The sequence below is a fragment of the Streptomyces sp. NPDC046939 genome, assembly GCF_040644575.1.
Lineage (GTDB): Bacteria > Actinomycetota > Actinomycetes > Streptomycetales > Streptomycetaceae > Streptomyces.
Genome location: NZ_JBEYWV010000037.1, coordinates 68,447 through 81,624, shown reverse-complemented (window position 1 = coordinate 81,624; position 13,178 = coordinate 68,447). Strand labels below are relative to the sequence as shown.

The 13,178-nt window shown below is 70.6% G+C and carries 10 protein-coding genes and 3 pseudogenes; 6 read left to right on the top strand and 7 right to left on the bottom strand.

Features of this window, described 5'->3' with window-relative positions; all coding sequences use genetic code 11:
* Position 1 precedes the first annotated feature (1 nt).
* On the top strand, positions 2–1,222 hold the full coding sequence (locus ABZ877_RS32370) for a sensor histidine kinase (protein WP_361078575.1): 1,221 nt from the start codon (positions 2–4) through the stop codon (positions 1,220–1,222).
* Positions 1,219–1,857, top strand: a complete 639-nt coding sequence (locus ABZ877_RS32365; protein ID WP_361078572.1) for a response regulator transcription factor — start codon at positions 1,219–1,221, stop codon at positions 1,855–1,857. The genes ABZ877_RS32370 and ABZ877_RS32365 overlap by 4 nt, the downstream gene beginning before the upstream one ends.
* 728 nt (positions 1,858–2,585) lie before the next feature.
* Here ABZ877_RS32365 and ABZ877_RS32360 read toward each other — a convergent pair.
* Positions 2,586–3,025 (bottom strand): annotated as a pseudogene (locus ABZ877_RS32360) (IS110 family transposase); the annotation flags it as partial.
* A 236-nt stretch (positions 3,026–3,261) separates the two neighbouring features.
* Between ABZ877_RS32360 and ABZ877_RS32355 the strand changes: the two are divergent.
* Positions 3,262–3,480: pseudogene (locus ABZ877_RS32355) on the top strand (flavin reductase family protein); the annotation flags it as partial.
* Between the two features lie 52 nt (positions 3,481–3,532).
* The gene (locus ABZ877_RS32350; RefSeq protein WP_361078570.1) at positions 3,533–3,910 is read left to right on the top strand and encodes a VOC family protein; all 378 of its coding nucleotides are present in this window, start codon (positions 3,533–3,535) and stop codon (positions 3,908–3,910) included.
* A 345-nt stretch (positions 3,911–4,255) separates the two neighbouring features.
* Here ABZ877_RS32350 and ABZ877_RS32345 read toward each other — a convergent pair whose 3' ends face one another.
* Positions 4,256–4,525, bottom strand: a complete 270-nt coding sequence (locus tag ABZ877_RS32345) for a GlsB/YeaQ/YmgE family stress response membrane protein (protein ID WP_361078567.1) — start codon at positions 4,523–4,525, stop codon at positions 4,256–4,258.
* 257 nt (positions 4,526–4,782) lie between these two features.
* Here ABZ877_RS32345 and ABZ877_RS32340 point away from each other — a divergent pair, with 257 nt between their 5' ends.
* Positions 4,783–5,052: a hypothetical protein gene (locus ABZ877_RS32340; RefSeq protein WP_361078637.1), complete on the top strand. Its 270-nt coding sequence runs from the start codon at positions 4,783–4,785 to the stop codon at positions 5,050–5,052.
* A gap of 26 nt (positions 5,053–5,078) precedes the next feature.
* Here ABZ877_RS32340 and ABZ877_RS32335 read toward each other — a convergent pair.
* The 5 genes and pseudogenes from ABZ877_RS32335 to ABZ877_RS32315 all read right to left on the bottom strand — a co-directional run.
* Positions 5,079–5,192 (bottom strand): annotated as a pseudogene (locus ABZ877_RS32335) (hypothetical protein); the annotation flags it as partial.
* 620 nt (positions 5,193–5,812) lie between these two features.
* Positions 5,813–6,610: a helix-turn-helix domain-containing protein gene (locus ABZ877_RS32330; RefSeq protein ID WP_361078565.1), complete on the bottom strand. Its 798-nt coding sequence runs from the start codon at positions 6,608–6,610 to the stop codon at positions 5,813–5,815.
* Between the two features lie 93 nt (positions 6,611–6,703).
* Entirely contained in the window at positions 6,704–7,537 is an 834-nt protein-coding gene (locus tag ABZ877_RS32325; protein WP_361078562.1) for an alpha/beta fold hydrolase, read from the bottom strand.
* Between the two features lie 48 nt (positions 7,538–7,585).
* Positions 7,586–7,855, bottom strand: a complete 270-nt coding sequence (locus tag ABZ877_RS32320) for a hypothetical protein (RefSeq protein WP_361078559.1) — start codon at positions 7,853–7,855, stop codon at positions 7,586–7,588.
* A gap of 176 nt (positions 7,856–8,031) precedes the next feature.
* Positions 8,032–11,811: a DNA-binding protein gene (locus ABZ877_RS32315; protein ID WP_361078556.1), complete on the bottom strand. Its 3,780-nt coding sequence runs from the start codon at positions 11,809–11,811 to the stop codon at positions 8,032–8,034.
* A gap of 675 nt (positions 11,812–12,486) precedes the next feature.
* Here ABZ877_RS32315 and ABZ877_RS32310 point away from each other — a divergent pair.
* Positions 12,487–13,086, top strand: a complete 600-nt coding sequence (locus tag ABZ877_RS32310; RefSeq protein WP_361078629.1) for a winged helix-turn-helix domain-containing protein — start codon at positions 12,487–12,489, stop codon at positions 13,084–13,086.
* The last annotated feature ends 92 nt before the right edge of the window (positions 13,087–13,178 follow it).

Below are 13,178 nucleotides of genomic sequence, written 5' to 3'. Positions count from 1 at the left end.
TGTGAACACCGCTGCCCCCGCCCTGACCCCGACCACCCGGGCCCTGGCCTGGTGCCTGCACCTGCTGGTCATCGGCTTGCTCGCCCTGGCCGCCGGCCGGGCCGCGACCGGCGAACTGCCCCACGCTGGATGGACCGTCGTCACGGCAGCGGCGTGCGGTCTGGCGTATGCGACCGGCCCCGTCCTGCCTGTCGTACGTCGCTCGCGGCAGGCGGCCGCGCTGTGGCTGACCGCCGTGGGGGTTTGCTGGCTGGCGCTGCTGGCTTTCACCCCCGACGCCGTGTGGGTGGCCTTCCCGCTGTACTTCCTCCAGCTGCACCTGCTGTCCCGCCGCGCCGGACTGGTGGCCGTGGCCGCCACCGCCGCGGCGGCCATCGCGGGCTTCGCCGCCCACCAGCACTCCTTCAGCCCCGCCATGGCCATCGGCCCCGCCCTCGGCGCCGCCGTCGCCGTCGCCGTGGTGTGGGGGTATCAGGCCCTGTACCGGGAGAGCGAACACCGCAGACGGCTGATCGAGGAACTCACCGCTACCCGCGCCGACCTGGCCGCGGCCCAGCACACCGCCGGCGTGCTCGCCGAACGTGACCGCCTGGCCCGCGAGATCCACGACACCCTCGCCCAGGGCCTGTCCAGCATCCAGCTGCTGCTGCGCGCCGCCGAACGCGCTCTGCCCCAGGCACCGCGGAACGCGGCCCGCTACGTCGACCAGGCGCGCCATGCCGCCGTCGACAACCTCGCCGAGGCCCGCCGCTTCGTCGCCGCCCTCACCCCGCCCGCGCTGGAAGGCACCACCCTGGCCGACGCCCTGGAACGACTGTGCGCCACCACCTGCGCCCGGCACCGGCTCACCGCACGCTTCCACCTCACCGGCGACCCCGCCCCGCTCGCCACCGCGCACGACGTGACCCTGCTGCGCATCGCCCAGTCCGCCCTGGCCAACACCGTCCGCCACGCCGAAGCCGCCACCGTCGACGTCACCCTCAACTACCTCGGCGACCGCGTCGTCCTCGACATCGTCGACGACGGCTGCGGCTTCGACCCCGTCCGCCTGCCCGCCCCCGACCCCGAGACCGGCGGCTTCGGGCTCGCCGCCATGCGCGCCCGCGCCCAGGCCCTCGGCGGCACCCTCACCATCGAGACCGCCCCCGGCCACGGCACCGCCCTGGCCGCCCAGCTGCCCCTCACCCTGCCGGCCGACACCAAGCCCAAGGCCCGTTCATGACCGACAACGCCCCCATCCGCCTGCTCCTGGCCGACGACCATCCTGTCGTGCGTGCCGGGCTGCGCGCCGTGCTGGAAACCGAGCCCGGCCTGGTCGTCCTGGCCGAAGCCGCCACCGCCGAGGACGCCGTCAACCGCGCCGCCGAAGGCGACATCGACGTCGTCCTGATGGACCTGCAGTTCGGCAAGGGCATGGGCGGCGCCGAGGCCACCGCCCGGATCACCGCCCGCCCGGGAGCCCCCCGCGTGCTGATCGTCACCACCTACGACTCGGACGCCGACACCCTGCCCGCCATCGAAGCCGGCGCCACCGGCTACCTCCTCAAGGACGCCCCACCGGAGGACCTGGCGGCCGCCGTACGTACCGCAGCCGCCGGCCGCACCATACTCGCGCCCACCGTCGCCGACCGGCTGATGAACCGCCTGCGCACCCCCGGCACCACCCTGACACGGCGCGAGACCGAAGTCCTCGCCTCCGTCGCCGACGGGCTGTCCAACCAGGCCATCGGCGCACGCCTCCACCTGACCGAAGGCACCGTCAAATCCCACCTGGCCCGCATCTACGCCAAACTCGACGTCGACTCCCGCACCGCCGCCGTCGCAGCGGCCACCGACCTCGGCCTCATCCGGCGTTGAGCCCGGTGAACACCACACCCTGAGCCGCCCGTGATCACTGACCCCTGGTGCGGGTGGCGATTTCGGCGCCGTGGGCCGAGCTGAAGCCTCCGGCCTCGACAAGTCCAAGGCCGTTCGAGGCCATGGGGCGGCTTGGATCGGCTCGGGGCCATGACTGCGCACGCGGAGAGACCGGAGCGTGATCCACTCAGCTCACCGAAGGGGTGTTCGCCGATGTTGGTGCGGTGCCGGTGACCTCCAGCGGGACCCTTGTGGAAGCGGGCGCGGTGAGACAGATCTGGCACAGGCTGGTCTTCATAACGCTGGTGCGGCCGGTCACAAGCACGCGCAAGGTGATGCCGAGCGGCCCAAAAAGGTGCTCCGGGGCCGACCCAGCCAGGGAAGTCGAGGTCCTCTCAGAGGAGTTCCGCGAAGCCGAGCGGCAGCGTCAAGCGGGATGCCTCTCCTTTGGCGTTCCGGCTCCGCGACCGCGGCGCGGTGAGCGCCGACACAGGCGGCTACACCGTTGTGCGGCGCCGTTCGTCGCAGGGATGGCAGGAGTCGAACCTGCGGCATCCGGTTTCAAGCATGACAGCACACCAGCCCTTCAGCCACGTAATTTCGCACCCGAACGAGGCGGGAGCCTGCGTCGCCCCTTGCTCTTCACCGCCGCCGGGCTTCTTCGTCAAGCGAAGCGAGGCGTTCGGCGTTCTGGCTCCGCAGAGGTGGTCGTAGGTGCTGAAGGTGTGATCGTGCAGGGCCGCAAATGCCAAGAGGAACATGGCTCTCCTGAGCTGCCGGTCGTCGCCTCGTGGTGCGTGTTCGCCGTGGATCAAGGTGCCCGACGACTTCGTGGCCGGGGCGAGGACCGCGATTTCCGGCATCGAGATCGCGAAGCCTGGGGTGGAGGGTGTTCCTCCAACTGGGTGTTGATCTGGGTATCCAGGGCTCGGCGCTGGTCGTGGACGGCCGCGGGTTGCCGGGCCGGAGAGGGGACGACGACGTCGAGCGTGCTCGTTCCTCGGACCACCACCGTCTGCTCGTCCAGTGCATCGAAGACCTCGTCGGTCAACCGGACGGCCATGCCCGGTGCCTGGGGCCGAATCACCTCAGCCAGCTTGCGGCGTCCGATCTTTCGCAGGGCGGCTGGGGATCCGTAGCGTTCCAGCAGCCAGGCGATGGCCTGGTGCGGGCGGCGTCCGCGATCACCGCGGCGTGCCGGTCGGACACGCTCCGGTCGGCTGGGACCGAGAAGACCGGCCAGACACCCGTGCGGCCGACCAAGACCGAGAGGACGGGCCGCTCACACCCCGGCCGACCAGGCTCGAGAAGACCTGGCCGCACACACCCCGGCCGAGGCCGGGAGGACCGGACGGTCGGGGTCACTTCGGTCGGGGCCGAAGTGACCGCACCTACGCTCCGTTCATGACCACCACCGCAACCCCTCTTCCGCATCTGTCCGTCGAGCCGAGTGTCCTGTACTTCGGCACGCCCGTCGTGCTCCTGTCGACGGAGAGCCAGGACGGCACCTGGAATCTCGCCCCGATGTCCTCCGCCTGGGCCCTCGGCCACACGCTCGTGCTCGGACTCGGTGCGGACGGGCAGACTGCCCGCAATCTGGCCGCGCGCCCCGACCTGATGGTCGGCTGCCGAAAAATGAATCGTCAGGGTGGGCTGGTCCTCATACCGTTTCGTCATGCAGATCGTCGTGACGCTGGACTGTGTCGACACCGAAGCGCAAGCCGACTTCTGGCTTGCCGCGCTCGCTCCGCTGAACTACCGGCGAGGCTTCCATGGACCTCCCTACCTGAGCCTGGTCGGGCCCACTCCCGCCCCGACCCTTCTCCTGCAACAGGTTCCAGAACCGAAACTGGGCAAGAATCGCATGCACCTTGATCTCGACTTCGGCACCGCAGACCTGATGCCCGAGGTCAATCGCCTCGAACAGCTGGGCGCTACGAGGCTCTCTGAAGAACTCAGCGAACACGGCTTTCGCTGGATCGTCGTTGCCGACCCGGAGGGCAATGAGTTCTGCGTATTCGACCCGCCGGACAGCACCAGCATCGCGCAGTAGTCGCGAGGCCAGGGCGAGATCCCACCTCTGGCCTGCAGCGTCACGTGGCTCATGGAAAAGGGCGGCCTCCCGCTTCACCAGATCGCGGGGCACATTACCGCTCTTCGGCTCTCATCAACATAGAAGGTATGCCCGTGTGGCACTTCATACGTATGGCTCCCCGCCCAACGCCGGTCACAAGCGCGGTCGTGCTGCCGCCCGGGTCGAGTTGCTGCTCGCGCTGATCGTGCCGGTCCAGCCCATTCTTCCGCAGGGGCAGTCAGTTGCGGCGACGACTGCAGACGGCTCCCCTCTCCTCTAAAATCCGCGAGGGGGGAGCCGTCTGCAGGTCGTGATGAGGGAGTGTCAGGCGTGGCGCCGGTTCCCGGTGATGAGGCGGTACAGGGCCAGCAGGATCAGCGAGCCGACAATGGCGGCGATCCAGGTCGACAACTCGAAGAAGCCGTCGATGGAGTCGACTCCGAAGATCACCTTGCCCAGCCAGCCGCCGAGCAGACCGCCGGCGATCCCGATGAGCATGGTGATGATGATGCCGCCGGGGTCCTTGCCGGGCATCAAGAGCTTGGCGATGGCGCCTGCGAGCAAGCCGATGACGATCCACGCGATGATGCCCATGATGTGTCTCCTGTCAGCCGAAGTAAGAACTGTATAAGCGTGTGTTCCGCCTGGCTGGTTTCAAACGCACGTCCTGTGGACCCGCTGGCACTCCGAGCGCCGCGCCATCGGCGCCATGCACCCGGTCACTCGAAACTGTCGGCAGCCGGGGGAGGGCGCCACTCCCGTAATGGCCATTCCCGGCCGTCGTCCCACCAGCCGTGCAGGAGAGCGCAGCCGTCGAGGAAGAGCGTCAGTGGTAGCGGCCCGCAGGATGCATGCTGATCGGCGGTCGCCAGCAGGCGGGTATGACACAGACACTGCAGGCGCTCAACGTGTCAAGTGGCGGCGATGGCGACTGCGACAGGGAACGCGTTGTTCTCGTCGAACAGAGTCCGGTGCTGGAGGCAGTAGTTGCGCTGGCCGAGCATACGGTTGAACAAGTTGCGCTGGGCGGCATCGTGCCGGTCTCCGTGGGCGCTGCGTCGTCACCGGGAGTGCATTTTGGCGCCGGTGAGGCGGCGACCGCGGCGAAGGGCCAGAGGTAACCGGCGTGATTGAGCCGGTCATTCTTGATGTGCCTGCGAGTGATGCTCGACTCGTTGCCGGAGGCCCTGGTGAGGGGCGAAGCCCCGGCGTATGCCTTCAGGCCGCGGGCGTCCGCGAAGCGAGCCTTGTCGTACCCCATGGCGGCCAGTACCCGGGCGCCGAGACCCTGGAAACCCAAGATCACTTCAACGTCTGCGAGGGGGGAGGGGGAGAGAAGCCTCCCCGACCGCCTCGGCGAGATCGTCCGTGGCGGTGCAGACGGCTACGAGCTGGACCAGGAGGGCAAGCATCTGCTTGCCCGGGGCATCCTCGACCAGCTGGGGCTGGTGGGCGTAGTCGGCGCGGAAAGCCTCGCGGATCCGGTCGGCTTCCTCCTCGTTGTCGCGTGTGCGGCCGGCCCGCCCCCCTGTGGGCGGCCTGCAGCTGCGTACGGGTCAGCTTGGTGGCGCGGGCTGGCGTCGGTGCCGTTCGGAGCAGTTCCCGGGCCTCGGGCCGACAGAGGCCGTTACGCCAGGACTCAAAGACGTCAGGGCGACCGGGTAATACTCCCTGGGGAGAGTACGAAGCTGGTTGGACAGCTGCTGCCGGTTCCATAAGGGATCTTGCTGGGCGCGGGCCAGGACGGCGATGGCACGTGCGAGGTTTGTCATCTGACAGCCAAGTCAGTCCGGTGCGATGCCCCGACCTGGGGCGACTAGATTGAATGTCAGAGGACAGTTGTCGGTCGGGAGCGAACTGAGGGCCGCCCGGCTGGGCGGTTCAGCGCTGGCTGGAACCGCGTGCGTCACCTGCCACGGACCTCCCTGCCCGCCAGGAGGCCGGCCACGCGACGTCGTCGATCGCCAGCCACGGCGCGGCGGCGACGGCAGTGGGCGTGAGTCCCGTGAACGCCTTCACTTCGCGGTGCAGATGGGACTGGTCGACGTAACCGCTCTCGGCCGCGACACCGGCGGGAGGAACACCCGCCGCGAGCAGATGGGCCGCATGGTCGAACCGCACCAGCTGGGCGGCCCGCTTGGGTGTGACGCCGAGCTGCGTCCGGAAACGCGCCCACAGACGCTTGCGGCTCCAGCCGACCTCGTCCGCCAAGTCGTCGATACGCATCCGGCCCCTGCCGGCGACCGTCCGCCTCCAGATATGGACAACCTCCGGATCGACCCGCAGGCCGTCCCCGATCCGACGGCGGAGGGCGTCCGCCGCCGTCGCGAACCGCTCGTCCCACGATCCGGCGGTACGGAGCCGCTCCTCCACGCGCCCGGCGTCGCGGCCCCAGACGTCCGCCAAGGACTCCACGCTCCCGCTGACCCCGGCCGATGAGCCGAGCACGGCGGCCGCCACAGCCGGCTGCAGCCGGATCTGCAGGCACTCGGCCACCAGGCCGGACGCCCACAGCTCCCCGGGGGCCAGGCCGATCACGACACTGCCGCGTCCGTGCCGCCCCTGCGCGTCGTAGACCAGGTCGTCATCTTCGCTCAGATCGAAGAGCAAAGTGACGGACGGATGCGCGACCATCGCGATGTCGACGGGCGCGGGGACACGGTTGCGGAATCCGGCCATGCTGACGCCCGGCAGCCGGTCCGAAGGTTTCGGTACTGCGATGTCAACGTCCGACCACGTGGGTGGCACCCCCTGCGACAACACGGCGCCAGTCTAGGCAGGGCCTGCCGGCCGGGTTCTGGCGCACAGGGTCGCGAAGTGCAGCAGCAGCCGACTCACGGGCTCGGGCGCTTCCAGCATGGGCATGTGCCCAACGCCTGGCAGCATCTCGACCCGCACGCCCGGCACGACGTCGTACTGGCGCGCCGACGCCGGATCCCACCGGGGATCGGCGGCGCCGAAGACCACGAGCACCGGGAGCCCGAGGGCGGCGAGCCGCTCGGGCACGGACTGCTCGGCGAGGTACGCGGTGTTCTCGCGCAGCACCCTGCGGAACGCCCGGTACGTGGTGCTCCGCACGTCGGCGATCATGCCGGGCGGAATGGGCGCAGGTCCGGCGAGCGTGGCGGCGATGCCTTTGCGGATCATTGCATCCGAACGCCACCGCCACAGCAGCGGCCCGAAGGGCGGTGCCAGCAGCACGCGGAGGATGGCCGGCTGCGGCAGGAGCGCGTCGAGGTGTGGGCCGGTGCTGATCATCGCCAGCGAAGCCACCAGGTCGGGGCGCTGCTCCGCGAGCGAGGTGGCGACGTATCCGCCGCTGGAGTGGCCGGCAACGGTGACGGCGCGCAGCCCGAGTTCGTCGAGCAGCGCGGCCACGCGGCCCGCCTGCGCCGGAACGTCGTAGGACGTGGCGCGCGGGGACTGGCCGCAGCCCGGGAGGTCTATCCGGACGACATGATGACGGGCTGCGAGGGCCGGGACCACCGGACCCCAGGAGGCGCTCGAGGCTCCAGATCCGTGGACGAGCAGCAGTGGCGGCGCGTCCCGCGGTCCGTCACGGTTCACATGCATGGGCTGCGCGTGCTGTGCGTCGTGGGTGTTCATGGCGTGATGGTGCCGGGGGCGGCGGCTGCCGGTCTTGTACGAATGTCGTTAACGGCCCGCGGCGGGCGCGCCCCTCATCTGGATGTCAACCATTCTGTTCGTGCTGGCGTTGTCGGGATCGTGGTAGCGGATGTAGTGGCGGATGCTGTCATATGTGGCCAAGTAGCCGTGGTGGTCTATGAGTTCAGTGGCGACCTGCCTTCCGTTGAGTGCCCTACCGATCATGCCTTCGACCGGGTCGGCGAGTTCACCTGTGACAGGGTCAGTCCGGGACCCGACTGCGGTGGCGTTGGCGTCAGCGAGGAGCATGTCGGACACGGCGCCGCCCGTTCTCGGCACAGTTCTGCTCAATGCCTTTTTCGCAGGCCGGCAGCCGGGCAAGGTGACCCGTAGCGGCGGCGGCACGGCACGGTCCGGCGGTGCCAGCCCGGTCAGCGCCCTGGTGGCGTCGTAGCAGTGGTCGACCCCATGGATCCCCCGTCCGCGCCTGTCCATCAACACGTCTGACGGTACGGAACACCCGGCAGATACGTCTTCCAGTCCCGCCGCGACAGCCCCGAGCCGACGCGTTCGCACACCCGCGCCGCCAGGTGTGCGGGGTTGATGTCGTACCGCTCGACGGGAATGTTCGCACCGGAGGCGTGGAGCGTGTCGTCGTCGGAGGAGAAGGACAGTGCGAGGGCGGGGTCGCCCTGGGTCGGCAGGGTTGAGCCGAGGGGGCGTTGGGAGGGGACGTCCCATAGTTGCAGAGCTCCGTAGTTGTTCGCTACCGCCAGCGTTCGGCCGTCGTGGGAGAAGGCCAGAGCGGCGACCTGCCCGAAGGCCTCCGCACCGGCGTGGGACGAGACACCGTCAAGGACGCCGAGGCGCGTGCGGGCATCACCGTTCCAGAGCGTGACGCGGCCCATGCCGTCCCCGATGGCGAGCAGGGTGCCGTCGGGGCTGAACGCCGCGACGGTGATCAGCTCGTCGCCGAGCACACGGGGCTCCATGTGTCCCTTGCGTAGATCGGCGACCATACCTTCCTCGGTCACCATGCGTCCGGCGTCGGGCCGCAGCGCCATGCGCGCGGTGGACGACTGGGTGACCGATGATGCGACGCGGCTGCTGCGCACCGTCCGTACATGCTTCTCCCGGCGCACGTCCCACACCTCGACCGTCGGCCGCATCGCGGGCCGGAACACAAGCAGGGTGCGGCCATGGGGGTCGAGGGCGAGTGAGCCCACGGTGTAGGACTGCTCCTCGTCGTCGGGCCGAAGACGCAGGGTGGCGTGCACGCGGCCGGTCCTGACGTCCCACACCGTGACCCGTGTCCTGACCGGTGGCGCCCCCCTCTGGTCGGTGTCCTTCTGCCAGATGCGCGCGAGATATCTGCCGTCACCGCTGAGTGCCATGACATCGATGCATGGGTTCATCTCGTCGTCCTCCGCCGGGCACCGCGACGCCTCGGGCTGGAAGAGCACATGACCGTCGCGGGTGTCCAGGACCTGCACCCGGGTGCCGTCGTCGTCCTGCAGGGCACGGGCCAGGATCCGGCCGTCGCCGGAGAGCTCCGCCCGGTATGCCGCCACGCGCGGCCACGCCTTCGTCGTCGGCCGGCCGACGAACAGCGAGCGGACGACGGTCCGGGAGCCGTTGAGGTAGCGCACTGTCCCGGTGGTGCTGTCGAGGGCGACGTCACTCCAGTCACCGAGGGCCAACCGCTGGTCGAGGACGGGCACGTACGGATGCGCCGTCCGCCACACGAGGAGCCGGTCCGTGCCCGTGGCCACCACGGACGCGCCGTCGGACGCGAACCGCACATCGCTCAGCCCGTCCGCCTCGAGCACCAGCGACCGGCGCCCGCTGCGCAGGTCGAAGCCGCGCACTCCGTCCTCGACGACGACCGCGAGGGATCCGCTGTCGGGGGCGAAGGCGAGGGTGTGGGCGCCGCAGTCGCCGGTGCGCACCTTGGCCGTCCAGGGGGCTGAGACCACCCGGCGGTGCGCGAGGTCCCAAATCCGGGGATGCCCTTTCGCGCAGTGGGCGAGATAGCGGCCGTCGGGGCTGAGGGTCGGCGCCGTCCACCCGTCGCCACCGAGGGCGGGGACGCGCAGGATGCGGCGTCCGGTGCGTACGTCCATGGCGTAGAGGCGGCCGTCGTTCGTTTCCACCGCCGCCAGGACGCGGTCGCCGAGGACGACCTCGTTCTCCATCGCCTCGACGCCGGGAAGCACCTTCGTCACCCGTGCCGACCGTACGTCCCACAGTTTGACGCCGTTCTCCAGCGTCGGCAGCGCGAGGGTGCGGCCGTCAGGACCGATCACCGCCGAGGTGCCGTCGGCCATCAGCTTCCCGGGGCCGGGCGCGGAGAGCGTGAGCCGCCGTGTGCGCAGGTCCCAGATCCGGACGCGGTCCGCGGTGACGGACACCACCGACCTGCCGTCCGCCGTGAGGCCGCGGGCCTCGTTGCCGGAACCGTCGAAGCCGACGTCGGCGCCCGCCACCGCGAACACGTCCTGCTCTCGCTGTGCCATCGCGCCGATCAGTGCCGACCGGGTCTCCGTCGTGTCGGCGAGGCGCCATGCCGCCACGCTCAGCCGCATCGCGGTGACCGGATCGGAGAACCGTTTGTTGTCGGCGACCGCGGCGACGCGGCGGGCCTCCGACTCCATGCGGCGGCTCTCGCCGTTGCGGTTCTGCTGCCAGGCCACGGCCCCGGCGACGAGAGCGAGCACGACGAGCACCGCGAGGGTGCCGAGGAGCCCGCGCCTGCGACGGCGTTCCCCCAGGTGTGCGGCGCTGCTCGCATCGAGGAATTCCCGCTCCAGAGGGGTGAGCGAGGCTCCGGCCAGCTGCTCGCGGGCGGCGGCGAGCCGGGTGCCGCGGTACAGGGCGCCGGGGTCGCGGCCGAGTTCGTCCCAGGCGCGGGCGGCATCGGTGAGGCGCCGATGCACCCTGAGCTGCTCGCGCTCCTCGTCGATCCAGGCGGACAGCCGGGGCCAGGCCGAGAGCAGGGCCTCGTGGGCGAGGTCGACGGTGTCCTCGTCGAGGGTGATCAGCCGGGCGCGGGCGAGCCGGTCAAGGACGGGGGAGACGTCCACCGCCTCGACAGCGGTGCTCGCGCCGTCCGTCGGGCCGACAACGAAGTCGAGCTCGGCGCGGTGGACGGGGCGGCGGGTGTCCTGCGCCCCCTCGCCGGGGGTGATCAGCCGCAGGAGGATGAGCTTGGCGAGCGCGGCGTGCTCGGCGGAGAGCCCGGCGTAGACCTCCTCCGCGGTCTGCGCGATGGCGCCGTGAATGCCTCCGGCGGCCTCGTACGCCTCCATCGTCAGCGCCCGGCCGCGTCGGCGCCGCCAGGTCTCGCGCAGCACGTGCGACAGCAGGGGCAGACCACCGGGTTCACCCGCGATCTCGTCCACGAGGCGGGCGGTCAGGACGCGTTCGACGATGTGGCCCCTGGCCTGCGCCGGTTTGACGATCACCTCGCGCAGCTCGGCCTCGTCCATCGGGCCGACCAGCAGGCCGCCCTGCCCGAGTGCGTCGGCGAGCCCGCGGTGTTCGGCGCAGCGGCCGTAGAAGTCCGCGCGTACGGCGAGGACCACGCGCAAGCGGGACTCCGGCTGCCGTGCGGTGAGGAGCAGGTCGATGAAGTCCCGGCGCTCGCGGGCGTCCCGGCAGAGGGTGAAGACCTCCTCGAACTGGTCGACCACGATCACGGTGTCGCGCGTGGGCGTGGGCCGGAGCGCGGCGGCGTGCGTGCGCATCGGGTGTTCGCCCGGGGTGAGGACACGGATCGCGGCCAGCCCGGCCTCGACGCGCAGCGCGGGGATGAGTCCGGCCCGCAGCAGCGAGGACTTGCCGCTGCCGGAGGGGCCGAAGACGGCGCTGAAGGCGTGGTCGCGCACCCGCCGGCGCGCCGCGGCGACCAGCCGGTCGCGGCCGAAGTAGCGCTCGTGGTCGTCCGGTTCGAAGCGGGCCAGGCCCTGGTACGGCGACTCGGCGTCGTCCTCGTCGACCGCCGCGTCGCGGTCCTGGTGGTCCGCCTCCCGCCAGCGCCGCTCCCAGGCCTCCTCGTCGCCGCCGCAGGCCCGTACGTAGGCCAAGGTGACGGGGAGCGAGGGCAGTTGCTCACCGGCGGCGGCCTGGGAGAGCGCGGTCGCCGAGTAGTGCGCCCGGCGGGCGAGTTCGCGGTAGGTGACGCCGCCGGCCTCCTGGCGCAGCTTGCGCAGTTCGTACGCGAAGCGCTGCACCGGCCCGGCCGCCGGATCGACAGGGCTCTCCCTACGACCCATTTGTTCCGTCTCCCCCTGGTCGCCGGCCGGCGCGCGCACGGCGCACCTGCCCCCCACGGCCGCCGCCACCTTAGGGAGCGGTCGGCGCCGTCGGCAAGGTGGCCCGCGGCCAACTGCCAGGCTATTTCGGTTAGTTCGGAGTGGCGCGGAGGGGTTGCTGAGCTCGTTCTGGCGGGTCCCGCTCCGCATTCCGAGCTTCCGCGCTCGGCCGGTCGCGGACCCGCCCCGCACACGCTGCGGGCTTCGTACACGCACACACCAGGAAGGCAACCTTGACGATCACCAAGCCGGCGCCCCAGGGCGGCGTCGTTCCGGCAGTGCGTCCGGGTTGTTGGGGCTTCGGGAGTTAGGGCAGGACGGTGGGGTGGTCGGCGGGGGCTGACGCGGAGGCAGGCGCGACTTCCGGTGGCTCGGTGGCCCATGCCGGGAACCGGACGGCGGCCCCGTCGCCCCGGCCGAGGCCACCGTGCGTCGCGTCCTCCGGCGCATCGACGGCGACGCGCTGGGCACAGCCGTCGGAAGTTGGCTCGCCGGGCGATACTGACTTCAGCTCGTCGGGGTGAATCTTTGAGAAGTCCCTGACGGGCGCGGGTGGGTGGCTGTATCCGTGGTGGGCGAGATATGAACTGTTCGAGCAGATGATCAAACCGTCGGAAGTTGCACGGCGACTGCCGGGTGAGCGTGAAATCGGCGTATCAGTGGCACCAATTGTGGCGGTACGGTGGTGGTCAGGCACTGGCATCCCGCGGTCCGAGCGGATCACGGTGCCGCCTGTCCCTGCGGTCTCTGGAGAAGCTGGCCGGGTATCTGGAGCAGGGTCCGGCCACGCACGGTTGGGTGGAGGACCAGGTGTGGACCGCGTCGCGGGTGGCCACGCTGATCGGCAGGAAGTTCCACGTCTCCTACAGCGTCTCCGGAGCCACGAGGCTGATGCACCGGTTCGGCTTCAGTCCTCAGGTTCCCGCACAGCGGGTTGCCGAGCGCGACGAGCAGGCCGTCGCCGCGTGGAAGGAGGTGACCTGGGTGGAGGTAAAAGGGCCCGGGCGGCGTGCGGGGGCTACGTCTGCTTCGAGGACGAAGCCGGCTTCACCCGCAGGCCGCCCCGGGACGGACCTGGGGTCGACGCGGGGTGACTCCGGTCGTCACCATCAGCGGCCGGCGTTCGGGACGGCTGTCGGTGGCCGGGCTGATTGCGATGCGGCCGGGATCCCAAACCCGGCTGTGTCACCGCCTGCGGACCCACCCTGCGGGGAAAGGCGCACGTTCGCAGCATAGGTGAGCAGCACTTCATCGCGCTGATCGACGGCGTCCACCAGCTGGTCAGGGCGGCGCCGATCGTGCTGGCCTGAGACCGCCTGAACCCCCCA